19 protein-coding genes are annotated in these 25,783 nt (G+C 31.5%); 5 read left to right on the top strand and 14 right to left on the bottom strand.

Annotated elements, in window-relative coordinates; all coding sequences use genetic code 11:
- Positions 1-20: 20 nt before the first annotated feature.
- The 3 genes from gpmA to ACSBO6_RS10240 all read right to left on the bottom strand — a co-directional run bounded on the left by gpmA (position 21) and on the right by ACSBO6_RS10240 (position 3,636).
- Positions 21-812, bottom strand: a complete 792-nt coding sequence (gene gpmA, locus ACSBO6_RS10250) for a 2,3-diphosphoglycerate-dependent phosphoglycerate mutase (RefSeq protein WP_098846619.1) — start codon at positions 810-812, stop codon at positions 21-23.
- A gap of 274 nt (positions 813-1,086) precedes the next feature.
- Positions 1,087-2,532, bottom strand: a complete 1,446-nt coding sequence (locus ACSBO6_RS10245; protein WP_098846620.1) for a DEAD/DEAH box helicase — start codon at positions 2,530-2,532, stop codon at positions 1,087-1,089.
- 558 nt (positions 2,533-3,090) lie between these two features.
- On the bottom strand, positions 3,091-3,636 hold the full coding sequence (locus ACSBO6_RS10240; protein WP_098846621.1) for a GNAT family N-acetyltransferase: 546 nt from the start codon (positions 3,634-3,636) through the stop codon (positions 3,091-3,093).
- 189 nt (positions 3,637-3,825) lie between these two features.
- On the opposite strand from ACSBO6_RS10240, the gene ACSBO6_RS10235 reads away from it, so the two are divergent.
- Positions 3,826-4,242: a hypothetical protein gene (locus tag ACSBO6_RS10235; RefSeq protein WP_498844625.1), complete on the top strand. Its 417-nt coding sequence runs from the start codon at positions 3,826-3,828 to the stop codon at positions 4,240-4,242.
- Positions 4,243-4,509: 267 nt separating this feature from the next.
- Here the strand turns inward: ACSBO6_RS10235 and ACSBO6_RS10230 are convergent, their stop codons facing one another.
- Entirely contained in the window at positions 4,510-5,064 is a 555-nt protein-coding gene (locus ACSBO6_RS10230) for a class I SAM-dependent methyltransferase (protein WP_498844670.1), read from the bottom strand.
- Between the two features lie 210 nt (positions 5,065-5,274).
- Between ACSBO6_RS10230 and ACSBO6_RS10225 the strand changes: the two genes are divergently transcribed.
- Positions 5,275-6,342 carry a pyruvate kinase gene (locus ACSBO6_RS10225; RefSeq protein ID WP_098846624.1) on the top strand — a complete coding sequence of 356 codons (1,068 nt, stop codon included), beginning with the start codon at positions 5,275-5,277 and terminating at the stop codon, positions 6,340-6,342.
- Between the two features lie 45 nt (positions 6,343-6,387).
- Here the strand turns inward: ACSBO6_RS10225 and ACSBO6_RS10220 are convergent, their stop codons facing one another.
- The 6 genes from ACSBO6_RS10220 to ACSBO6_RS10195 all read right to left on the bottom strand — a co-directional run bounded on the left by ACSBO6_RS10220 (position 6,388) and on the right by ACSBO6_RS10195 (position 14,155).
- Complete coding sequence (locus tag ACSBO6_RS10220) at positions 6,388-6,618, bottom strand: hypothetical protein (RefSeq protein ID WP_098846625.1); 231 nt, start codon at positions 6,616-6,618, stop codon at positions 6,388-6,390.
- Between the two features lie 404 nt (positions 6,619-7,022).
- Positions 7,023-9,590: a hypothetical protein gene (locus ACSBO6_RS10215; protein ID WP_498844624.1), complete on the bottom strand. Its 2,568-nt coding sequence runs from the start codon at positions 9,588-9,590 to the stop codon at positions 7,023-7,025.
- 14 nt (positions 9,591-9,604) lie between these two features.
- Positions 9,605-10,150, bottom strand: a complete 546-nt coding sequence (locus ACSBO6_RS10210; protein ID WP_098846627.1) for a hypothetical protein — start codon at positions 10,148-10,150, stop codon at positions 9,605-9,607.
- 561 nt (positions 10,151-10,711) lie between these two features.
- Positions 10,712-11,032, bottom strand: a complete 321-nt coding sequence (locus ACSBO6_RS10205) for a YbjQ family protein (RefSeq protein ID WP_088011817.1) — start codon at positions 11,030-11,032, stop codon at positions 10,712-10,714.
- A 367-nt stretch (positions 11,033-11,399) separates the two neighbouring features.
- The gene (locus tag ACSBO6_RS10200) at positions 11,400-12,503 is read right to left on the bottom strand and encodes an MGDG synthase family glycosyltransferase (protein WP_098846628.1); all 1,104 of its coding nucleotides are present in this window, start codon (positions 12,501-12,503) and stop codon (positions 11,400-11,402) included.
- A 440-nt stretch (positions 12,504-12,943) separates the two neighbouring features.
- Positions 12,944-14,155: a serine hydrolase domain-containing protein gene (locus ACSBO6_RS10195; RefSeq protein ID WP_498844623.1), complete on the bottom strand. Its 1,212-nt coding sequence runs from the start codon at positions 14,153-14,155 to the stop codon at positions 12,944-12,946.
- Between the two features lie 171 nt (positions 14,156-14,326).
- Between ACSBO6_RS10195 and ACSBO6_RS10190 the strand changes: the two genes are divergently transcribed.
- Positions 14,327-14,953 carry a trimeric intracellular cation channel family protein gene (locus ACSBO6_RS10190; RefSeq protein ID WP_098846630.1) on the top strand — a complete coding sequence of 209 codons (627 nt, stop codon included), beginning with the start codon at positions 14,327-14,329 and terminating at the stop codon, positions 14,951-14,953.
- A 64-nt stretch (positions 14,954-15,017) separates the two neighbouring features.
- Here ACSBO6_RS10190 and ACSBO6_RS10185 read toward each other — a convergent pair whose 3' ends face one another.
- The gene (locus ACSBO6_RS10185; protein WP_098846631.1) at positions 15,018-15,569 is read right to left on the bottom strand and encodes an NADPH-dependent FMN reductase; all 552 of its coding nucleotides are present in this window, start codon (positions 15,567-15,569) and stop codon (positions 15,018-15,020) included.
- A gap of 358 nt (positions 15,570-15,927) precedes the next feature.
- Between ACSBO6_RS10185 and ACSBO6_RS10180 the strand changes: the two genes are divergently transcribed.
- Positions 15,928-16,842, top strand: a complete 915-nt coding sequence (locus tag ACSBO6_RS10180; protein ID WP_498844622.1) for a DMT family transporter — start codon at positions 15,928-15,930, stop codon at positions 16,840-16,842.
- Between the two features lie 525 nt (positions 16,843-17,367).
- Here ACSBO6_RS10180 and ACSBO6_RS10175 read toward each other — a convergent pair.
- Both ACSBO6_RS10175 and ACSBO6_RS10170 read right to left on the bottom strand, forming a co-directional pair.
- Positions 17,368-17,949 (bottom strand): MerR family transcriptional regulator, encoded by a 582-nt coding sequence (locus tag ACSBO6_RS10175; RefSeq protein ID WP_098846633.1) that lies wholly within the window; start codon positions 17,947-17,949, stop codon positions 17,368-17,370.
- 565 nt (positions 17,950-18,514) lie between these two features.
- Positions 18,515-21,685, bottom strand: coding sequence for an ATP-binding cassette domain-containing protein (locus ACSBO6_RS10170; RefSeq protein WP_498844621.1), 3,171 nt, complete (start codon positions 21,683-21,685; stop codon positions 18,515-18,517).
- Positions 21,686-21,998: 313 nt separating this feature from the next.
- Here ACSBO6_RS10170 and ACSBO6_RS10165 point away from each other — a divergent pair, with 313 nt between their 5' ends.
- On the top strand, positions 21,999-23,600 hold the full coding sequence (locus ACSBO6_RS10165) for a glycoside hydrolase family 10-like protein (protein WP_498844620.1): 1,602 nt from the start codon (positions 21,999-22,001) through the stop codon (positions 23,598-23,600).
- A gap of 66 nt (positions 23,601-23,666) precedes the next feature.
- Here ACSBO6_RS10165 and recQ read toward each other — a convergent pair whose 3' ends face one another.
- A complete protein-coding gene (recQ, locus tag ACSBO6_RS10160; RefSeq protein WP_498844619.1) occupies positions 23,667-25,778 on the bottom strand; it encodes a DNA helicase RecQ in 2,112 nt (703 codons plus the stop codon).
- Between the last annotated feature and the right edge of the window lie 5 nt (positions 25,779-25,783).

Below are 25,783 nucleotides of genomic sequence, written 5' to 3'. Positions count from 1 at the left end.
AGCCCATCCTTTTTTGTATTCTATTCATCTTGTATTGTTATATTTGGATGATCATCATCAAATTGATCAAGTAATTCGCTTGGGATATGTTTTGGGATGACATCGGGTGGAAGTTCACCATCCATCCCTAAATAGTAATGCCGAATAGGCTTTAGTTCGTCATTTAATTCATAAACTAAAGGAATACTAGTTGGAATATTAAGCGAAGCAATTCCGTTAGCTGAGATTTGATCTAAATATTGCACGATTCCCCTCAACGTATTTCCATGTGCGGATATAATAACCTTTTTGCCTGATTTCAAGGCATGCGCAATCTCTTCATCCCAATATTTTAATACTCTTTTTTCTGTGTCCTCCAAACTTTCAGTAAGCGGAAATTCATCTCTTGATAAGTCTTTATACCGTGGTTCATTTATTTCATATCTTGGATCATCAATCTTTAGAGCGGGTGGTCTAACATTCATCGATCTTCTCCAAATATTAACCTGTTCTTCACCATATTTTTGCGCTGTTTCAGCTTTATTCAGCCCTTGAAGTGAACCGTAGTGGCGTTCATTTAATCTCCATGTTTTATGAACAGGAATCCACATCATATCAATCTCATTTAATATGATCCATAATGTACGGATTGCTCTTTTAAGGACGGATGTATAGGCAATATCAAATGTAAATCCGTTTTTCCTTAAAATGATCCCAGCTTCTCTTGCTTCGGAAAGTCCGCTCTTTGTTAAATCAACATCTGTCCAACCTGTGAATCGATTTTCAACATTCCATAAACTTTGCCCGTGCCTGATTAATACAAGTTTAATCATATGCTCTCCTTTAAAATCAATAAAATATGTTTTAGTTTGCTGAAATGTTCTTAATTTGATTCACATTCAAAGGGATTATGGAGAAGAAAGACAAATTTCATTTAATAAAATGATACATTAAAGGCTTGTTTGTAAACTAGTTTTTTTCCATATCTCAAATAATTAAATAGTAATGAAAACAAAAAGTCGATCTCCATTTTATGAAATCGACTTTTTTGTTCTTAAATAACCAATGCTACGTGAATAGTAGAGTAAAGGAAATTCACTAAATTCATTATTTAATTGCTTTACTCACTTTTAATTTTTTCCCTTTAACTGTCGCATTCTCCATTGCTTGTAAAACTAGTGATCCTTTTCCATTCAGAATATCAACATACGACATCTGATCATGAATGGTTATTATGCCAATATCATCTACTGTTACGCCAGGGATTTTTGCAATTGTACCAACAAAATCAACAGCACGTATTTTCTTCTTTTTTCCTCCGCTGAAGTAAAGTTTCATAATATCTTGATTAATTCGGGCTGTTTTATTATTTCTTACTACTCGCCTGCTGTTAAGTTTTTCTTCAAAGATTGCTTTACGAGCAACTACGTCTTGATGACTAGGTGCCTCTATACTAGGTATCTCAAATCCAATGTAATTTTCAATTGCTTTAACAAACTTCCCTTCAAACTGTGTAGAAAACGTAATGGCTTTTCCTTTATTTCCGGCACGGCCAGTTCTACCAGTACGATGCACATAGCTCTCTTTTTCCATCGGAACGTCATAATTGATGACTAATGTTACATTATCAATATCAATACCTCTGGCAGCTACGTCGGTTGCCACAAGATAACGGAAGTTCCCATTTTTAAACCCTTCCATTACAGCAAACCTGTCTTCTTGTTCCAGTCCCCCATGGAGTCTTTCACATGTATAATTAGCTTTTTCCAGTTCACTAAACACAGTATCAACATTTTCTTTTGTTCGACAAAAAATTAGGCAGCTATCTGGATTTTCTACAACTGTGACGTCTTTTAGGAGTGAAATTTTATCTTCCTCTTTAACTTCTATTAAAAAATGTTCAATGGTATTAGCCGTTACTCCGGTTGATTCAATCTCAATATGAACTGGATCTTTCATATATTTATGGCAAAGATTTTCAACATCTTTAGGTAAAGTAGCAGAAAAAACCATCGTTACGCGGTTTAAAGGTAACTGGTTAATAATCGCTTCTACCTCATCAATAAAGCCTCTATTAAGCATCTCATCAGCTTCATCTATGATAAGATATTTTATTTGATCTATATTTAAGGTCTCTCGTTCAAGATGGTCTAGGACCCTTCCAGGTGTACCAACTACTACATGTGTTTTTTGTTCCAATTCTACCTTTTGTTTAGTAAACGGTTCTTTACCATATACGGCCACCGCTTTTATGCGTTTAAATCTTCCAATATTCGTAATATCTTCACGGACTTGAGCTGCAAGCTCTCTAGTTGGAGTTAGTATTAAAGCCTGTGGTTTTTTTTCTTCCCATTCGATCATTTCGCAAACAGGAATACTATAAGCGGCCGTTTTCCCACTTCCTGTTTGAGACTTAACTACTAAATCTTGATTTTCCATTACCAATGGTATAACTTCACTCTGAACTTCAGTAGGAGTTTCGTATTTTAAAACCGTAAGTGCTCTTTTAATTTCATCACTTAGATGATAGTCCGCATAACTTCTTTTAGTCATTTCTTAACCTCATTTTTGTTTTTTTCGCTATATGTATAGAGTTCTCCCTAAGAAAAATCATATTCATTAACCAAGTATGATTCATTATACTTGAAAAATGCAAGATAAAACGGTTTTCTTTTAAATTAAAAAAAGTAATAGAGTAAATTGGTAAGAAATTTAGGTTTGGACATACAAATGTAATACAAAAATCAACATTCAATTATTGAGCTGACTGTGTTGAAACCTGCCATATAACATCAAATTTATCTGTTACTTGTCCGTATAAAGGACTCCAAAAAAGTTTCATGCAGTGAAATAATCACTTTTCCACCATCTTCTATTTTAAATGTAATAGAAGCTTATTTTAGAAAATCACAAATCGGTCTCAAATAGATTTTTTTACTTTATTTTGGTCATTAAAAATATTAATAAAAGCATAAAACGGTAGATTTTTCAGAATATTCATTTTATAATATTGAAAATGTACTTTTTTTAATTTACCTCTCCACTTTAAAATGAATTTAATTTATCATATCGTTTGAAAAAAAGAGCCATTCATCACTTTTTTTATTACATTCATTTTTTAAATCTACCCATTATAATTGTATGATAAAATTTCCCATCAGAAAGTAGCTTATCGTTTTTTAAAATCCCTTCAACTTCAAAGCCTAACTTTTCATAAAGTTTAATTGCTTTTATATTAGTTTCTAAAACACTCAAATTTATTTTATAAAGATTATTAGCATCTGCCCAAGAAATTGATTGTTTTAAAAGATGTTTACCAATTCCGTATCCCCAATATTCTTTTAAGACGCAAACGCCAAACTCTACTTTATGGGAAAGTCTCTTTAATAGATTTCCTTCACATCTAGAGAAACCTATTATTTTATCTTGAACTTCAGCTACTAAAAATAAATTATTAATCGTTTCTGTATCTGAGTTAATTAATTGTTCAAAGCCTTTTGGATCAATAAATGCTTCTCCTTTTTCTCGGTCTAAATTTTCTGTTTCCCCGTCAATTTGTACTCTCAAACTAGATAATTGCTTCGCGTCAGTTATTAAGGCATGTCTAATAATATAATTAAGACCATTTATCGTAAATTTCTGAGGTTGTATTTTCATCATGTTCTCCTTACACTAGTATTTTTTATTTTTATAGAAATGAAGAATTGTTTGTATACTCCTTCAAATAGTGTGAATAGACCTCACTCATCGCAACGATTTTAGATTCATACTAAAAGAGATCATCCTAATGTTAATATGAAAAGTTTTTAATCAAAACGATATTAATATGAAAGAGGTGTATCGAAAGTGGAATTTAGAAGTAGTGGAAGGCTTTCCAATTTTTTAGTTACCATATTGTTTACGATTTTTCTAATCACTTTCATCAATTATGTAAAAAGGCATGGATTTCCTCATACGATTAAATCATATCTGATTATGACGATAGTGGGATTAATTTTTCTATCTTATATTGGTTATATTCGTAGTATGGTTATAAGGATAAACGAACATGGTGTTACATACGAACATTGGGGATTAAAACAAACAATACCCGCTCATCATATTACACGTGTTAATTTACAATACCGATATAAAGAAACACCTTCACATAGTGCTTATCTAGTCATTAACCATCCCGAAGAATCTATTTTCATCCCATCTATGATGTTTCAAGGACAAATCGATCGGATCACAAAAGAAATCAGAAATATCATGATCTATTAATAAAAGAACTGAAGTGAAGCATAAGTAGTTCAAATAATGTGGAGAAAATCTAAAATAACAGTGTAAATAAATACCTATAGCACATCAAAACGCTTGGAATATTCAAGCGTTTTTAATTAGCGAATATAACTTTTTGGTTACAACCTCTTTTAATCTTCCATAATGCATTGTAGATTGTCGCTTATTTGGGAGAATGCTAGTCTTCTTTTTGCATACTTTACATTGCAATCATTGAGTATTATTTAACGATTTACCTTGATTATAAAATTATCGTTTTACTGCATCTACAATGATTGATGGAAACAGGACTTTTTCCCCGTGATTTCTAGGATCATATTTTTTCGAGCGGAAAATAACACCATCCTTGCCATCCCATTCATTAACGTGAAAATTTCCTTCTTCATCACAATATTCTAGTAGTTTAACTTCAAAACCCGCTGTTTCAAACAGATGAACTAGTGTTTTATAGTTATATACTATTTTATGACTTGCAGCTGGATGATCTTTTGGTCCTGGTCCACCAACTTTAACAATACTTTGATAGGTATCGTCTTGAAAAAATCCATCTGGTACGGCACAACGGATATAGCCCGATGGTTTTAAATAGTCATAACAAATTTTAGCAGCTTCTAAACCTTCATCATAAGTAAGGTGTTCCCACACATGTTCAGCTAAAATAGCTGTAATTGAATTTTTCTCAAATTTACTTTCCCAAGTTGACTTAACTAATAAATTAAGTTCTTCTTCCTGAGTTTGAATCCATGTTGGATTATTGTTATATTCACCTGCTCCAATGACAATTTTTAATTCATCTTGTTTCATAACCAATAGATTCACCTCATATTAAATTTGATCGATTAGTAATGTTCGGCAAAACATACATAAATTCCTTTAATAAAGTGCAGGAAAAAGTCAAAATTTAGAAGTGTAGATTATTTAAGTTATTTTTAAATAATTAACACTTCAAAAATTATTTAATTTCTTCTACTCTATCTTGGGTATAATAATTCCAGTAAATGGAGGCGATATTAAATGACCATTGATCGAATTTGTACGATAGGACCAGCTAGTTTTGATAAAAAAATACTGACTGAATTAATTGAGCATGGCATGACGATCGCAAGACTCAATTTTTCTCACGGAACACATGACAGTCACCATCATGTCATCGAATTAATAAAAACGATCAGTAAAGAGACAGGAAAAGAAATCAAGATTTTAGGAGACCTCCAAGGTCCAAAAATTCGATTAGGTAAAATTGAAGGGGAAAAAATAAATCTTGAACCTAATCAAACTTTCACACTCGTAATTGATGAGATTACAGGTGATCGTAATCAAGCAAGTGTCGATTACAAGGGGTTAATAAATGATGTGAAACAAGGAGATCGCATATTAATTAATGATGGTGAAGTGGAGTTATACGTTGAAAAGATAGAACAAAGTAAAATCATCACTTCTGTGAAAACAGGAGGTGAAATTTCTTCACATAAAGGGGTTAATTTACCTGGTGTTGTGACAAGTTTACCTGCTATTACTGAAAAAGACCGTAAAGACATCGAATTCATTTTACAAGAAAGTTTAGATTATATTGCATGCTCATTTATTCGACGAGCATCTCATTTACAGGAAATCAGAAGTTTTATGAAATTAAAAGGTGATAAAACACCTCAATTAATCGCAAAAATTGAAACGATTGAAGCAATAAAAAATTTCCAAGAAATTAATAAAGAAACTGATGCTATCATGATTGCCCGTGGTGATTTAGGTGTTGAACTTCCATATCAATGGATCCCACTCTTACAAAGAGCGATGATTCATGAGTGTAATTTAAATGGTACATATGTGATCACAGCAACCCAAATGCTACAATCTATGATAGATCATTCACTCCCAACAAGAGCTGAAGTAACTGATGTATTTCAGGCTGTAATGGATGGGACCAATGCAGTCATGCTTTCCGCTGAAAGTGCTGCTGGCCACCATCCGATCGAAAGCATTGAAACATTAAAACTTGTATCCCAATTTGCTGAAACCGTAAAATCGAAATCTCCGTTTGATTTTGATGATATGCTTGAGTTGATCAACTCAACGATCAAATAAACTTGATCTTCTGACAAAAACGCCCCAAAAGGGGCGTTTTTAAAATTACTTTTCTTTTTTATAAAATCGTTCACCAGAATCTGGATTATAGTAAACTCTTGTTTTCTCTTTTGTTACAGGGTCAATATTAACTTCGCTAGTTCGTTGAAATCCTTCAGGTATTTGGTTTCCATGATTTCGATTAAATCGTTTATCGTAAATAAAATAACCTAACAATAAACAAATAATGAGAAATAAAATTTGGATACCATAAAAACCGAAAATAACTGTTTTCATTATATTTTCTCGACTACTTCATTCGTTCGATAAGTGATAAATTTAATCAAGTTTTTCATGTAAACAGACCCCCTAAGAGTATTGGTATTACAATACTATACAATCTACTAACTAAATTATGACCGATATCAACTGTTTCAAGAAATATTAGGTAAGACCTAATTGGACGTTTAAATTAGCTAAATAGCATCCATCTGACTTACCTGTACTTGATTATAGCAATTTATCTTCGAGGGGTCTATGCAATCATTGTAATAAAATTGATACTATTGTGAATTTTTTACGTTTCATTTCATCCCCAGGTTATTACCAAAGATCTACAGAGTTCTCCCCATCTTTCAGGTAAGCACAATTAAAATGCCTGCAGCTTCACAAAATTCGCTGCAGTCACGTCGATACTCCAATTATTTGCTTTCTTCAATCATTTCAAAATATCGTCCAAACCAGTATGGTAAAGTGTAGGTGCTACTACTGAACATTGTTCCAGCTTTATAGTTATAGTTTGCATTTTTTGCATAAGTTACACCATTTTTTGTACGTTGGAATGGATTAATATTGTTCTTATGAACATTTTTTTCATCAAGTGGTAATGGATAATTGGTTTGAGCTTTTCCACCATCTCGATCATTTGGTTCAATATAGAACACATCTTGTCGATCATATTGCGCATCAAAATTTATCTTTAATGCAGGCGTTCTGTATAAATATCTTACAGCTGATTTTAAATCAACTTTAGTATCTTCTGGATTTGCTAGTTGGTACAAGAATGTATAGAAAGGATTCTCTTCGCGTTTTTCGTTTTCATACCATTGACTAAACGCTTCTGTAATCTGTTTGAGTCTCTCTGGATTTTTTTCTTGTAAAATTAGCTGATAAACTGGGAACCAGCAAAGTTGTTCATCAGAGTAATTAATGTATTGTGTCCAATCTTTGTGCAATGTACCGTTAAGATTTGAATCTTCTTGTACGTCACCAGTATAGAAAGAAAGAATGTTGTCATATGTCACTGTTTCTTTATTATTACCAGAAAGATTATAACCCCAAGTAGCTTGACGAACAAGACGACGCTCTATATATTCCTGCGCCATATTTATATAGCCTTTCCCATTTACATAAGGTTCAATTGAACTAAATGCCGAATCATATGTTAAATCGTAAGCTGACTTAAACTTTAGTTGTTCCATTGGATATTTTTCTTTTGTCACTGTAGCTGTTGTTTTTAATATAGCCATTAAATCTAAAGCTTTTAGTGGTCCATCTTCAAAGCCATAGGACAATGCATCCGTTCCATCTGGATATACACCTACATTTTCTTCCCAAAGTGGCTGTTGTTTCATAAGATTTAAGTTATCGTTCAAATATTTAGCTGACCACTTTGCCCATTGCGTACTCTTTCCAGTTGCATCTTCTATATAATAGTTATCATTTTTAAGAATAAGATTTGTCATTTTCTCAGTTGCTTCTGCGATTAGATCTTTCATTTGAATTAACTCTGATGTAGAATCGTCGCAAAGTAACGTATAAGCAGTTAAATACATAGCATATACCCCTGCAATCCCGTCAGAAGAAGTATCCGCTTTGTATGCAATTTGATTTAAATCAATGAAACCATCATTTCCGATTACACTTTTAGGAAATAGATCATTAAAAAATTGAGGTATTTTTTCATAAACTGGTACAGTTAATTGGAAAAGCGGTTTATTAGTCGCACTCGTCGTTTTATCATCTTTTGCGGTATTTTTGTTTGATGCATTTGTAATGACTGGCATTACCTGTTTATTCCCATTTGCGTCAAGTACATATATATCAGTACCTAGTTTTTGCCCTTCTGGACGTGTTTTATTAAGTTCTTCAATTGCTTCTTTAGTTAATTGATAACCGTTAAAACTCTTCGCATCTTTCAAATCCGCTCCAGAATAAAGTTGATCTCCAAATTTTGTTTGTGCATCTTTTGTCACACGGACCATGGAATAACCAATTGGCTGTTTGTCAGTTCTTTGCATACTTGGAATAATACCATTTGGATTAGGAGAACCATCCATAATGTATTTGAACCATAGACCACCCTGTGTTTGGTAACCAAAATCTGTACTTCCCGGCAATTCACTCGTTAATGCATATGTTCTAACTGGGAATCCATTGTCTCGTCCTGAAATATAGTTCAATAAAAGGACAGCTTTTGTAGCTCTAATAGCTGCATCTTTAGCTGTTTTTATTTCTTGAATTTGTGCTGAAGTTGGATTCTTTCCATATTCACGTTTTAAAGTAAGATAACGATATGTTTCTCCAATTCCATAATATGCTGTCCATAGGTTATCATTATCGACTGGTCCAGGATTTCCTATAAAAGAACCTGTAGGTGAATTATAATCTACATACTTTTTATTTGGATCTGACTCAGTAAAAGTAAAAGAAGGATCAGCAATATTTCCACGACGATCAACTACTGGAACAAACTTTTCCATATAGTCTGCTTTTTCTTTCAAAGACTTTTTAGGCATCGCAATATGCGTTACACCAGATTCATTTTTTACCCAAATGCCACCTATTTCATCAGTTGCAAGTTGGAGTACATTGTCATCTCCGCCATAAAGATATCTTGGACCCGCAAAGTATTGAACGATGTCTCTTGGATCTTTTTCACTAAAATCAACCCGTTGTAAACCAGTTTTTGTTCCAATCCAATAAACACCGTCTGCATCTTTTATTGTGCTATTAACGTCTGCAATTACTGAACCTGGAAGAAAGTCTAGCGCTTGAGAGTTGGTAATCCAATTTAAATTTGTTGGAATTGAGGGATCTTCATTCTTAAAATAAGTAGTTACCTTTGTACGAACTGCTTCTAGTTTCACAGACTTATACTTCGCATGGTTCGGTGCTCCACTTGGAACACTACTTTGTGCATAAACTTGCAATGGGAGTAAAACAGTCGTTAATCCAATAGCGAAAATTTTTTTTGAGAATTTCTTCATCTTTTTGTATCCTCCTATTTTTGCACTAGATGTGAAACACCAGTTTCAGTAATTGCATAAATACCACTATGTCCATCATCTATTAAAAGAAGGACCTTATCATCCAACAAACTTCCATCTGACTTTGTATACTTTTTAATCTTATTACTCTTAAGGTTCGTCATTGTTACCCCTTCGTCTGATCCAACCCATAGAAAATTGCGCGTTTTGTCTAGAACTGATGAATTAACGGACCTTAATGAAGGAAAAATAGATGGCTTTAAATTGAACTCTGAATTAACAAAAGTGACAGCATTTTTCAAATTTGGCATATATGTGTTTTTATTAGCTATTTCAGGTTTATATGTAGGATCCTGTAAAAACTTTACATATTGCTTAACTGAACCTTCTGCCCCCTTATTTTCAAATAAATCCAAAACTTGATTGTAATTATACTTCTCATTTGATACAGCATTTACTTTGTCTTTCATACCGGTCAGAACGATTCCAGACACTAGTGTTGCGCCCACAAAAGTTGATAGAATTATTTTTCTTAAACTAAAACCTTTACCCACGCCCATTTCCTTACCCCCTCGTATACGATTAAATACATCTCAATTATAAGAACAGCAATTTAAGTTAGTAAATTGGGGGATTTCTTATAAAACAATTAATAGATAATTAGAAATAATTAATAACAAGAATGTCGAATAACCAAGTTTTATAGAGGAATTTGAGTATTTTTGTATAATTACGACGTGAATATTATAAAAATAGTAATTTAATTGAAAATTTTTCTGAAAATATTTGGGGGAATTAAGCGGATTCTTAATTAGAAGATAATCCTATTTGGAGAATTAGGAATGATGTATTTTGCCAACTAACTTGGCAAAAATAATAAAATAAAGAAATAGTCTAAAATAAAAAGTGTGCGCCAAAAGTGTTGTACGTTATTTCTGTTAATTCGATATCTCGGGTTACCAATAACATACTTCATCACTGCTTTTTAATTTAAATTATTTTTTAAAGCTATTAATCTTTTTTAGCCATAGAAAAATCCCCTCTAAGTCACATTTATTTCTCCATGTTAACATGAAGGTTTTTTCAAATGTCTACCTAAAGGGGATCATATCAAGTTTTCATTATATTTTCTCGACTACAACAGCCGTTCCATAAGCAACAATTTCACTCATGTTTTGCCCAATTTCGCCTGAATCAAAGCGCATCATGATAATGGCATTCGCATCCATTTCACTAGCATTTTTGGTCATACGATCCATCGCTTCTTTTCTCGCATCCTCAAGCATTGCAGTGTATTGTTTGATTTCTCCACCAACAAGACTTTTTAAACCAGCTAAAATATCGCCACCTAGTCCTCTACTACGGACAATTACGCCAAATACAGGTCCTTTTACTTCAACTAGTTTATACCCTTCAATGTTTTCAGTTGTAACTACGATCATTTTGTTCACCTCAAAATATTTATTCTGTACATAATTCTATTGAACCGATTATGTGTATGTATTTCAATACCATTTTTAAACTTCATTAGTTAAAAATGGAAAATTTGAAACGTATAATATAATAATTCTATGTATTAGGTTTAATCCCTTTTTAATTTTTTTCTTCAATTTTTCCAACAGCCATTTGACTTTCGACGATATAATCATTCTCATTTTGTCATCCATCACTTTTCGAGTGTTCAATCATATTTCATCTTAATTAACATCTATAAATTAACAATTTATTGTATTCAAACTAAATACCACAAGGAAACTTATTACCTTGTGGTGTTTTTACGTGTTCATAAAGTTTTTAGTCATAATACTCCTAAGAAATTGAACTAAAAATATCATTGACAATTAATTCTGAACTAAAGCCTTTATTAAGTGCTGTTAATGATAGTTTCATTTGTTCTAAATGATTTGATTTGTGAAGAATTCGATTAATATAATAAATTAATTCATTTAATGACTTCACTGTTACTGAAGCACCAGCATTTTCAAATAATAGGGAATTCTCTTTTTCTTGACCTGGTGTTGGTTTATATAGGATTGTTGGTAAACTACATGCAATACATTCTGATAATGTAATACCACCCGGTTTTGTGATTAAGATATCGGATTTTTTATACAAATTACGTATATTATTTACATAGCCAAATACTTGTAGTCTCCCTTCATATTCTTCAGTCATTTTATTTAATTTATTATAGAGGATGCGATTATAGCCACAAACAACAGCTACGTTATGTTTTGTTTCAACGAGTAATTGCTTGGCCATTTTTTCAACGTCCTTTAATAATCCAACTGCCCCAGCAACGATTAATATTTGATCGTTTGATTTCGAATTACTTGTCCCTTCATTTAAAAAATTTAATTCTTTAAATTCCTGGCGAAGAGGTATACCACTTACAAATATTTTCGATAAAGAAACGCCTAAATTCACCATCTGATGTATTAATCCTTCAGTCGCTATATAGTAGCGATCAATTTCATTATGAATCCATGAACGGTGAATATAATAATCGGTAACAACTGTATATAATTTACAAGGATGCGTCGAATATTTTTTCCATTTTGCAACGGAGCCAACTGGAAATGTAGTAATAATAATATCTGGCTTCTCTTTTTGAAGAATACTTTTTATATTCTTTCCGCATAATTCTAAAAATCTGTCAAATATGACTGTCCCAAATAATTTCTCAGTTCCATAGAAAAACCATTTATAAATTGTTTGGGCATGTTGAAATAATTGCAAATGAATATTTTTTGCAAATACATTAATTTTTGGATATGCTTCTTCGTATATATCAATAATTGTTACATCGTTAAAGTTTATATGTTCAAACTCACTTTTTAACGCTTTCGATACTTCTTTATGCCCATTTCCAAAACTCGATGTAACGACAAGTATTTTTGGCTGCAATACCATACTAATCAACCTCTCAGAATAGACAAATTAATTAAACGAATGTGTGAATTACTGCAAATAAAAGATAGGAATGCTAGTCTTTTCCTGACGTTTTTTAAAAGCTTTCAATTGACTAAAAACATAAAGGGGCCAATTGAAATTATTCGTTCGATGCGTGACTTTCCACCATGAAATAATGACAATTTTGATTTTGATAATAATGCTATATACATTAATTTTCTCCCATATTGATTTTTTATCCAATTACTACTCATTTTAGTTCATATCAATCAAGTATTAATGAAAAATTGAAATCATTTCTTAAATTCCCTCCAAATTTTTGAGCAGAAATTAAAAAAGGCCTATTTTAAAATAGGTCCTCTTTGTGTAGAGAAAGTACAAAAACTTGATTTTTTAGACTGTTGACAAACAATATCAGTCTAAGAGGATATTTTATACTTTCAATTTGTTTTTAATAAGCTTTCTTCAATAACATATTTATAAATAACTTCTGCTAATTCTTTTTCTACTTCAAATCTTGAATTTTGGGATAAATCGAACTGGCTTCCGTTCAAGATAAAAATTATGCCAAATTGTTTCTCATCATGCCAATATAAATTACTAATTAATCCGTATGCTTCACCTGCATGTCCAATCATTTCTTTGTAATCCGGTAAGAAGTCGTGGCTAATATGAAAACCAAGACCCATTTTACTAAAAAAGTGATTATTTTCTTCTCTAGACCATTGAATTGATTTCATTAATTTTGAAGTTTTTTGTTCAAGCATTTGTTGTCCATTTAAACGCCCATTTAACATATGAGCTCGTAAAAACTTACTTAATTCAACCGCAGTTGTCCTTAGTCCACCTTGAGGTTCAAATAATCCTCCATGATTTCCAATGATGTATTGATCCCAATGAGTTTTCGAATAACCACTTTGCCTAACATCATCAATTGATACATTATATATATTTGTATCTTTATTTTTTTCATATAAATTTGCTAGTTCATGACTTTTGTTTATATTTGAATATGAAAAAGCAACATTCTTCATTTCTAGTGGTTCAAATATATTTTGTTTAATATATTGGTCAAATCGCAAACTTGTTACTCTTTCAATAATTGCACCGCATATGATCGCACCAATATTTGAATACATCCAATCAGTTCCTGGTTTCCAATTCCCCCATATTTCTTTCGTAAAATAATTTCCATTTTCATTTAATAAATCTTTAAGTTGTATAGTAAAATTCGAATGTCCATCTTTAATAAACTTTGCATAAACACTATTCGATGCATCGTCTGAGTTAAGTGAAGATGTATGAGTTAAAATTTGTCTCAATGTAATAAAAGAATTAGGAAAATTAGGATTTCTTACTTTAAAACCTAAATAATGACTAATATCTTGATTTAAATCGATTAATTTTCTTTCAACTAATTGCATGATTGCTGTAGCAGTAAAAAGTTTTGAAATAGAAGCAATTCGAAACATCGTATTTTCAGTAACTAAGTCTCTTGTTTCTAAATTACGAAAACCATAAGCATCAGACCAAATCAGTTTATCTTTCAAAACTGCAGCTGCTTGACAGCCGACAATATTAAATTTGGCCATTATTAATTCAATTTCTTTCGATACAATTTTATTTTTTTGATGTTTAATATTGTTTGGCATTTTAACCTCTCCAATCTATAAATTCAAGTGAATTTTATGTAAAATACTGTAATTTTTTTATATGAAAAATTTTTTTAAAATGAAGCGTTTTCAAAGTTATTTTAATATTGTAATAGTCCTTACCTGTTGCTAAAATGAATCATAGAAAATGGAATTAAGGGGATAGAATGGATGATTTTGATTGAGGTTTTTGTCTATGCAGGTATAATCGCTGCTAGCATTTCAGGTACTTTGGTTGGTATTCAAAAGAAATTGGACTTATTTGGTGTTGTTTTTTTAGCAGCTTGTACTGCGCTTGGCGGAGGGTTAATTCGTGATATTATTTTAGGTCAAACGGTTCCGAATGCTTTTGCAAAACCTCAATACTTTATCGTAAGTACAGTAGTATCAATTGTAACATGGTTATTTTATCAACGAACAATGCAGTTCCAATCAACTTTAATTATTACTGATGCAATTGGTTTAGGTGTTTTTACTGCTGTTGGTTCCTACTCGGCAATTGATCATGGCTTAAAAGGTTCTTTTTTAATTATTTCGATGGGATTAATCACTGGAATTGGTGGTGGAATTATGCGAGATGTATTCGCAAGAGAAATTCCATTTGTATTCCGAAAAGAAATTTATGCAATTGCAGCAATCATCGGATCGATAACAATTTTGTTTACACATGATGAATTTACTAAATTACAATCTTTGTATATTTGTTTTCTAATTACTACAGCAATTAGAATGATCGCTGTCCGATACAAAATGAACTTTCCTATTAGGAATGTAAATGATAAATCGTTTTTACTCTAAGCTTAACAAACACGTTAAGCTATTTTTAATGGTCCTATCAAATAATTGAATAGGACCATTTATTTTATTTCGAAACACTTTTTGATGCTAAGTAATCTTTATATAAAATTTCTTTTTGTACATATTCTTTTAATTCATCAATTACTTCAGCTACTTTTGAAAATGCTTCAGGCTTTACAACTGTATCATTTTCAAAATCAACTGGGTCTAAAACAAGTTGTTTTGGTAATGCGTTTCCATATACACCGCGAATTACTGTTCTCATACTATTTAAAGCGTTAATACCACCTTTTCCACCACCAGCTACTGCTAATAAAGAAATTGGCTTTTTCTTGAATGGTTCAGAACCTAATAGTTCAACTAGGTTTTTTAAAGCTCCACTCATCGCATTATTGTACTCTGGCGTACAAAGTATGATTCCATCAGCATTAACTAGCAATTCTTTAATTGCTTTAACTGCTTCAAGTTCTTTTTGTTCAGCTTCCCCATTATAAAGAGGAACTTGTTCAAATGCTAAATCTAAATTTGTAAAATTATTAGAGTCTGCAATTTGTTTTGCTAAGAATCTAGTTCGACCATTTGCTCTAGGTGATCCATTTACTACTACGATATTCATCAAATTTCCCCTCACAATTCAAAAAATAATCACTAAATTGACATATATTTACAATCAAGCTATAAAACTACAAATAATAGTATAAATGAAATCTATTTATTTGCCTATTAATTTAAACAGAATTTAATGAAAACTTCGATTTTATAAATTTTGAAAAGATCTTGTAAAATATTTTTATTAAGAACTTCTAATTAAGAAAGTATCACTCTTCTTTTCCCTTTTACTTCCTCATGAACACGTTATATGAAATATGATTTATTCAAACCCCAAGATTAATTCAATTGATATAACTCTAAAGTTTAGTATATACTTATTTGACAGAATATTGAAATTACACATAGAATGGATGTGATACATATTGGGGAATTTGGCAGTAAATAAAAAAGCGACAATTAGTATCATTATTGCAATGGCTACTTTCGGCACAGTAGGTTTCGTCGCTCCTCGAACCGGGCTAAAAGCTATTGATTTAGTTTTTATTAGATGTGTTTTTGCAAGCATATTTTTATTTTCCGTTTGGTATTTATCAGGGTTAGCTAAAAAAGAACTATTTAATAAAAAAGACATAGCTCTTTCTTTATTTAGTGGGATCTTATTAGTTTTGAATTGGGTATTTTTATTTAAATCATTTGAAAATTTATCAGTTACAATTTCAGTTTCAATTTATTATTTAGCCCCTGTTATTTTGTTCTTATTGGGAAGTTTAATTTATAAGGAAAAAACCACGATAATTCCTTTACTTGGGGTTTTAAGTAGTTTTATCGGATCTATTCTTTTATCTGGTATTAATTCCGATTTTACACTTGATAAATTCCTTTCGTCTGGTGTCATTTGGGCATTTCTTGCAGCAATCTTTTATGGGTTATTAATGATTGTAAATAAGGGGATTAATCAAACTAGCTCATATTTTACGACATTACTTCAAACAACATTAGGGTTTCTACTATTAATTCCTTTTGTTAAATTTGATTCTTTTCAAAACTTACATTTAGAAAACTGGAGTTTTATTATCATTATTGGATTTGTTCACACAGGCGTTATTTATGCATTATTTTTTGGTAATATTCGATTTTTACCTTCTAATATGATTGCTGTGTTAACATTTTTAGATCCTGCAGTTGCCATTGTTTTAGATACAGTCATTACAGGATTTAAACCAACATTAACGCAAGTAATTGGAATTTTTATGACATTTTTAGGGATTGCTTTAATCTTGCTTCTGAATTCACCAAAGAAGCTATCGCAAAATTCAAATGAAAAAATTGCAAATTAACGATTTATTCACTTAAAAAGAACGTTAACTTCATTGTCAAACTATACTAAAAAGACTATAATTAAGTCATAAAGAATATACTAAAAAGGGATGTGCTGCGAACACACCCCTTCCGAGTAGTAATTGGTAAAGTTGCTTTCCTCGGATCCAGTGAAAAAATAATCACCACAACCATTTGAGGGGTAGGGTGGTTATTTTTTTTTGCTAATGGAAATGATTATACCGATTATGCTTAAGATTACAGTTGAAGTTATCCCAACACATTGAATAATTAAATTTGCAATCTCATAACCAGTCACATTCTCACCTCCCTTCTTAGCGAAGAAAGGCACCTACCACAACTCTACTCTACCTAATTTTACCATAAGTACATCTAAAACACCAGAATGTATGTTCTGTTTTTGCAATATTTGATTACAAGCAATTTCGTCTATTCATGAAGAGTAACTTTTCCTAAAATTGCATTTTTTGAACTTAATGAGGTAACTAGAATGAGGGGTTAATGAAAATCCATCAATATTAAGCTCATATTTCGAAATACCATTTTTTTAATTCTTCTAGTTTTTTACTTACTTTCTTTCGTATTGAATTTTTTTCTTGAGTGGCTGCCGTTTCTAGTAAAAGTTGTTGATCTTGTTTTCTTTGTTCTCTCCATTCTTCTATCAGTAATCTAGTTTGCTTTTCTCGTTGTTTTAATACTTCTTTATGTTGTAGATCCATCTTTTTAGAAAGTCTTTCTTCCATTTCATTCATTAGTTTTTCAATTGTTTGTAATTGCTGTCCATTGTTTTTTTGTATTAAGTGCTCTGTTAAGGTTATAGACTTGTCTTCGTTTATCGTATCAGATTGAGGTATTAATCTATTGGTTTGCTCTATTATCATTCTCGCAGATTTTTCTAACGTCATACCGTCATGCTTACTTAATTCAATTAGTTTTTCGAATATTAAGACATCATAATTAGAATATTGTCGATGTCCTCTACTATTCTTCTTAATCTTATAACCAACCTTCTCTAAGATGTCCTGATACTTTCTGAATGTACTAGGTTTCAAATCCAATTGCTCTCTTATTTGAGTACTAGTTAATATTACATCTCCGACTATCATGCCCTCACACTCCTTACAATGCTTATATTCTATATAGGCATGCTATCTCCTTTTTGCATTGGTTAGATTAAGTCATGTTTCTATGTCTGAAATTTTCTCCCAATGATTTGGCTAACATTTAGCACCAGAGTTTATTGAAAATATTGATGAGTTCATAAATGAATTTTTAAAAAAATATAAATAAAAAAACTCATTTGTATTTTTGACAAATGAGTTTACATGATCAAGTTAATTACAATATTTTAGTTTAAAAGATATGTCATCAAAAGTATTACAAATACTGTTAAACCCGCTGATATTTTTAAGTTCCTACCTAAGTTTAAATGATTCACCATATCTCCCACTTTCAAATAAAATATTTTTTTATATAAAATGTTTTTTAGAAATTTCGTTTTTTTATACAGAATAATAATACTAAGTTTTCTTTTCTATTTCCATGTATAAAATGTGAACATTATTCTATGAAAATTTATTAACAATTTTGGCTGTTTTATTGACACAATCTATTTAAGCTCAATATAAAAAACTCATCTCAAAATGAACTTTGAAATGAGTTTTTTGATTGTTATTTATTTTGAATCAAACACTGATAAACTGCCATCATATCACGTTTATTCAGTTCTCTTATGCGATTAAAGATCGGTATATCTTTAACTTCTTCAGTTAATTGGTCCTCAGGAACGATTTCACTTACTTTGCCAGTGAGCCATGTTTGAACCGCAATACCTTCAATAAGTTGTTGACGTCCACTTTCATTGATTCCACTTGCTAAACAGCTAACACAAGGAATTGTTAATTTATATACACCATCATGTATATTATCTTCAGAAATTACCTTTTTTCCTTTACAGAACGGACAAGGATTACTTGCTTTTACTTTATTAATTAGCGTAACGATTTTTTTATATCCAAAAGCTTCATAAACATAAGTTAGTTTTTTGAATTTACCATTTGTAAAATATTTGTCTATGATGTCTTCTCTAGTCTCAAATATATCTTTAAAATCAGTTATCGTTACTAAGTTTTTATCGCTTACTTCTTCAATATTCGTCTTAATTTGATCCCAAAACGGTAAAGCATTTTGTAATACAACTTCATATCCAACGAAGCTTGCTTGTTTTATTTCTAACATTTTTAAAGCAACCTGTTGTTCTCTTGAAAGTAAAGAAACTTCCTTAGTTAATGTTGTTTCTCCACCTACAATTGATTTTATTTCTTCTAAGACTGCTAGCTGACCAACTGTTTTAATTACTTCATCTACAGGTTGATTGATAATTTCACGAATATCAAATTTGCCAAACATTAATTTTTTATGGTGTTTTAATACTGTGCCTTCGCAAATAGGACATGTTATTTGCTCTTTGGTAGCCTTCATTTGTTCTTTGATCGCCGATTTTGAAATCGACATATATCGTCCGATTATCGTGTTAAAACCTTCCCATAATCGTTGTGTCTTTCCAGCTTTGTCATAAAAAGTTTTTTCGTAGTATCCATATAAAAAAGTATGCTTTTCTGCTTCTGACATCTCATTAAAACTTTTACTAATGTCTTGGCCAAGTTCATTTTTTATTTCATCAAATAAGAATTGTAATTTAGGGTATTGGTAATATTTTAAAACTTCCATTACATCTGAATGGAGTAAACCTTCCCAAAAAGGTACTGTTTTATCTTGGATGACTACATTAATATCAAACTTCTCAATTACTCTACGGCCAGAGCATGATGGACAATGATTTTCTTGATTATAAAAGTCAAAACTTCTTGTATCCTTATTAGTCGGATGTGATGCAACGATTTGATTTATTAGTCCGCCTATTTCATATAAAAATGTATATTGACTGTATAAATGTCTTTCTAAATCAATTGCAATAACAGGTAGAATAGCATCAGATTCAAATTCACCATAAATAAGTCGTGCCATCGATGATAGACTTTTTAATATTCCGCCTTTATAAATATTTTCTGCATTTTTGAAATAATTTATATTATTCTCTTGTAAATACTGAACTCCCTTTTGTACTTTAAGAGCTGAGGAAATATGCGCCTTTGCCTTTTTATGATCTTGTTTCATCTGATTAAAATAATCATCATGCCTAACAACATCAAGATGTTCAATAGGGTTCCCTTTTCTTTTGCCAAAATCAACAATAAAATCCGAACTTTCTAGCATATAAGCATTGTGTTCAATCATCATAATCGAAATTGATTCATCCTTTAGAATTTCACGGACACTATCTATAAATTGATTTAAAATATTTTGTGATAATCCTTTTGAAGGTTCATCAAAAATGAAAAGGGTATGTGGGTTTCTTGCATTAGAAAATAGTTCTGACACTAAATGTACACATTGAAATTCACCTGTCGAAAGAGTTTGCGTTTTTCTTTCTAGAGTTAGATAGCCAAGTCCCAGTTTGATTAATAAGCTTAAACGCTTATGTGCAATGTCTTCGTTCGGTAATTCTTCAATGATCTCTTCAATTGATCGTTGGAAAATATCATCTATTTCTTCACTATATTTTGTCAACTTTCTTTTTATATCTAGGAATGTAGCAACTGTTGATCGACTTGTAATCGATTGGTTACGATCTTGACCAACCATGACTAATTTATCTTTTGGGTATCGTTTTAAAAAGTCTTTTGACATACATTCATTTACTAGGGTCGATTTTCCACATCCAGATTCGCCAGTAAATGTTACTAGTCTATTTTTAGGGATCTGTATTTCTGGAATTTGGATATTACGACAATGAAGATCTTTAAACTTATAGAATTCATTTGGTGAGGTCTCATTTCTATTCCAAAAAATCGGTTTAGGGCGTGGAGATTCTTCTACAATTTTCCCGCCGTATTTACCACTTCCAGGCCCGAAAAATACTTGATCATCAGTTGCATTTAGCACAGTATCGGAGTGGTCAATTAACCATATTTGATTTTTAAATCCTAGTTCTTTTATCTCATCTAATATTCTAATTAAAGTATCATGATCAAGACCTACTGAAATTTCATCGATGATAATAACAGTATTTTCACTAGTTGCCATAAACTCAGCTAAATAAAGTCTAGTTATTTCTCCACCAGATAAAGTTCCTGTAATACGATTTAGGGATAGATAGCCGATATTCATTTTGATTAGATTGTTTAGTAAATGTTGTTTAGCTTCACTAATCTGTAATTCTTCTGCAAGTGATAAGATTGTCTCTACACTTAAGTTATTAATATCTGAAATTGAATGTGGAATATCAAATAACTCAATTGTATATTCTTCAATTTTTTGATTATAACGGTTTCCCTTGCATTTTTTACACTCTATATTTTTAGTAATTCCGCGGCCTTTACAATCCGGACACCAGCCCAATTCATTATTAAACGAAAAAACTTCTGGAGAAAGATTAAACCTTTCGGCAAGACTTACACGAATCTCTTTAAATACACCAGTATGTGTTCCAAGTGTCGAACGTGGATTCGTGGAAATGGATGATTTACCTAGAAAAAGTACTAATGGCATTTCTTCCATCTTAATTGCACTAAAATTTGTTTCCATAATGTTTGGAAATAAATATTGATATTCAGCCTTTGGAAGTAAAGACACTAGACGTTTCTTTGACTCTTCACCAATTGTTTGACAAAAAGTTGTTTTACCTGAACCAGATAATCCAGCAATTCCCAAAGACTGATTTACGGGTAATATTGCATCTAATTTATTAATATTATTTGCAATTAATTGACTGATCTTCAAATTATTGTCCTCTCTTGTCTTATAAAATTTGAATAAATTATGAATGCTCTTTCCTTATATGACCTTTAATTTCTGCAAATATACTTACAATTAATAGTTTACCAATTTAAGACAATAAAGGATATAATTCGCGAATGATAAAATGCTTTATATTTTGGATTTTCACAAATGAACAAAAGTCGAAATTTAATTTCTTGATTTCTTAGATTTTTTTGAAATTTAATTTCAAAAACAATAGACAATACTTTCCATTTTTGGTAGTTTTATATTATGTAAGCGCTACTAATTTAATAGAAAGTAAGGTGGAACACTTATGAAGAAAAGAAAACTTGGTAAATATGCGATTGCTGCTACAGTGGGCGCATCGTTATTATTTCAACAAATTCAATATGTTCATGCTGAAACTACTTCACAGTACTCAGTCCCGCCTAAGCATGAGTTGCGAGCAGCTTGGATTGCATCAGTTACAAATATCGATTGGCCATCAGCTACTGGCTTGTCTGAAATGCAACAAAAATCAGAGTTTATTAAACTATTAAATGATGTAGAAAAGATGGGGATGAATTCAGTTGTTGTACAAATTAAGCCGACCGCTGATGCTTTTTATCCTTCTGAATATGGTCCTTGGTCTAAATACTTAACTGGTACACAAGGTAAGGATCCCGGCTATGATCCACTTGCATTTATGGTTGAAGAAGCACATAAACGAAATATTGAATTTCATGCTTGGTTTAATCCTTATCGTATTACGATGCCAAGAACTGCCCCAGGAGATGCGACTTTAGAAGATTTAAATACTTTAGCAGATAACCATCCTGCACGAAAACATCCTGAATGGGTAGTCCCTTACGGAAAACAATTATATTTTGACCCGGGTAATCCAGATGCACGTCAATTTATTATTGATGGGATTATGGAAGTTGTAAAAAAATATGATATTGATGCAGTACACTTAGATGATTATTTTTATCCATATCGTATTGCAGGGCAAGAATTTCCTGATCAATCTTCATACGAAAAATATGGTAAACAAAATTTTGCTAATGTTGAAGATTGGCGACGAGACAATGTAAATCAGTTTGTAAAAACTCTTCATCATTCAATAAAAAAAGAAAAAACATATGTTAAATTTGGTATTAGTCCTTTTGGAGTTTGGCGTAATATTGCAAAAGACCCTACTGGTTCAAATACAACTGCTGGTCAAACAAATTACGATGATCTATTTGCGGATACAAGAGAATGGATTAATAATGAATACATTGATTATATTACTCCTCAAATCTATTGGAATATAGGATTTGAACCAGCTGCATATGATACGCTAGCAAATTGGTGGACGAAGGAAGTAAAAGGTGAGAATGTTGATTTATATATTGGACAAGCTGATTATAAAATTAACGCTAACAATGAAGCATGGGCTGTTCCTGATGAATTACCAAAACAAATTGCATTAAATCGTACAATTCCAGAAATCAAAGGTAGTATGCATTTTTCACTAAAAGACTTAAATCGAAATCCACTTGGTATTAAGGACCGCTTAAGCCAAGACTTATATAGAACAAAGGCATTAATACCTTCAATGCCATGGTTAGATGATCAAGCTCCAAAGCAACCAAAATTCGAAAACGCTCTTCGTACAAAAGATGGAATCCAACTTACTTTAAATACCCATCCAAATGATCAAGATGTTTCATATTATGTCGTTTACCGTTTTGACGGATTACAGAAAGATAGCATTGATGATCCAAGAAACATCTTAACTACCGTTCGCAAATCAGAAAATGGCAAAACAATCTATTTAGATACAACAGCAAATTTAGATAAAGACTATACGTATGAAATAACTGCTGTAGATCGCCTTCATAATGAGAGTAAAGTAAGTAATCAAATAAAAGTTAAAGCTAGTAAAAAATAGGAATAATAAAGAGCTTCCAAATCAATTTAGGAAGCTCTTTATACTTTTAGTGCACAAAAGTTACTATTATGTAGCAGATTTCATAATCACTGCTTTAATCATAAAATAACTAATTTCAGAAGGTAATTCATCTTTTATAGGTCGAAGCTTTTCGCTACCGACTGTATTAATTACTTCTTTAATTTGTTTTTCAATTTCATTTGGCACTACTTCATCCCAATCAAACTGATCATCTTCTATTGCACTTTGCAGAATATGATTTTCAACGGTAGTCGTACTTAATCCTCTCTCTTCTGCAATTTGGGAAATAGAAAGTCCGTTTTGATAAGATTCATATGATATTTTGTGTGAAAGTACTTTATTAATTGTTGTCGCTTTTGGTTTTGTTGTCTCTGTTTCAATTTGGTTTTCTTCTTTATACTTCTTAATCACTTCTATAAATTGCTTACCAAATTTTTGTTGTTTTTGTAATCCGACACCTTTTGCTTGTAGGAATTCTTCGTCAGTAGTAGGAAGTAATTTACATAAATCTCGTAAAGTACTATCTGCAAAGACGACAAATGGTGGTACGCCAAGTTCTGATGCAATTTCTTTACGTAAACTTCGTAGTTGATCAAATAAACCATTATCAACAGTTGTCATTTCAGTCACTTGTATTTCTTCTTTTTTCATTACGTTTATTTTATTTAGTAGTACTTCTCTTCCTCTATTTGTTACAGTTAACAATGGGAATTTACCACTTGTAACGCCAATATATTGTTCCGATGTTAAATAATCAATTAAATCGCCAACACTTTTTAATGTACGGTTTTTAAATAAACCGTATGTCGTTAAAGTATGAAAATTTAAGTCTATTAATTTTTTATTCATTGAACCTGTTAGTACTGATGCGACCATTGTTTTACCAAATCGTTCACCCATTCGGATAATGCAGGATAAAACGATTTGAGCATCAATTGTAATGTCTATTGCAGTCCGCTTGTCAATACAATTACTACACTTTCCGCAGGAGTGGTCACTTTCGTCCCCAAAGTATTTTAAAATAAATGCCTGTAAACATGTTTCGCAATAACTATAATCCTTCATTGATTGTAATTTAGAGATTTCTTGTTTTAGGCGATTAGGGTCAAAAGTTGATTGCTCAATTAAAAATCTTTGTATTTGAACATCTTGTGCCGTGAATAGTAAAATACATTCACTTTCTAACCCATCTCGACCTGCTCTTCCTGCCTCTTGATAATAGCTTTCCATATTTTTAGGCATTTGGTAATGGATTACGTATCTAACATTACTTTTGTCAATTCCCATTCCAAAAGCATTCGTAGCAACCATTACATTAATATTATCTTGCAAAAATGCATCTTGTTGTTTAGACCGTTCTGCATCGCTCAAGCCCGCATGGTATTTACCGACAGAAATTCCTTGGTTTTTTAATTTATTCGTAACATTATCTACTTCTTTTCTTGTTGCGGCGTAAATAATTCCTGATTCGTTTTTATTTTGTTTTATGTAATTACAAATATAATCTAATCTATTTTGACCTCTAATGACTTTAAATGACAAATTTTCCCTTTCAAAGCCCGTAATGATTGTCGTTTCCTCATTTATGCCTAGTTGATTACAAATATCTGATTTAACTTGAGGAGTTGCCGTCGCAGTTAGTGCCAATATTGTTGGGTTTGTAGGCAATTCTTGTATTAAGTTTTTTATGCGTAAGTAACTTGGTCTAAAATCATGTCCCCATGACGATATACAGTGAGCTTCATCTACTGCAACAAGTAAGATTGGCAATCTTTTTAGCTCATTAATAAAACTTTCTGATTCTAATCTTTCAGGTGCAACATATAAAATTTTGTATTCACCATAACTTAAATCCATCATTCTTTCATTTACTTCTTTATAAGAAAGAGAACTATTAATAAATGTGGAAGGAATACCTACTTGATGCAATGCATCTACCTGGTCTTTCATTAAAGAGATTAAAGGAGAAATGACGAGGGTAATTCCTTGAAGAATTGTCGCTGGAATTTGATAACAGATCGACTTCCCACCACCTGTAGGCATTATACCTGCAGTATGCTGGCCAGATAATACTCGTTCAATAATTTGTTCTTGTCCAGCTCTAAAATTTTCATAACCAAAATATTTTTTTAAGTTTTCTCTTGCAAGTGTAAGCATGCTTG

Origin of the sequence: Bacillus sp. AL-1R (genome assembly GCF_052180195.1) — a bacterium.
Taxonomy (GTDB): Bacteria; Bacillota; Bacilli; order Bacillales; family Bacillaceae_G; genus Gottfriedia.
This window is presented reverse-complemented; position numbering and strand designations above follow the sequence as displayed.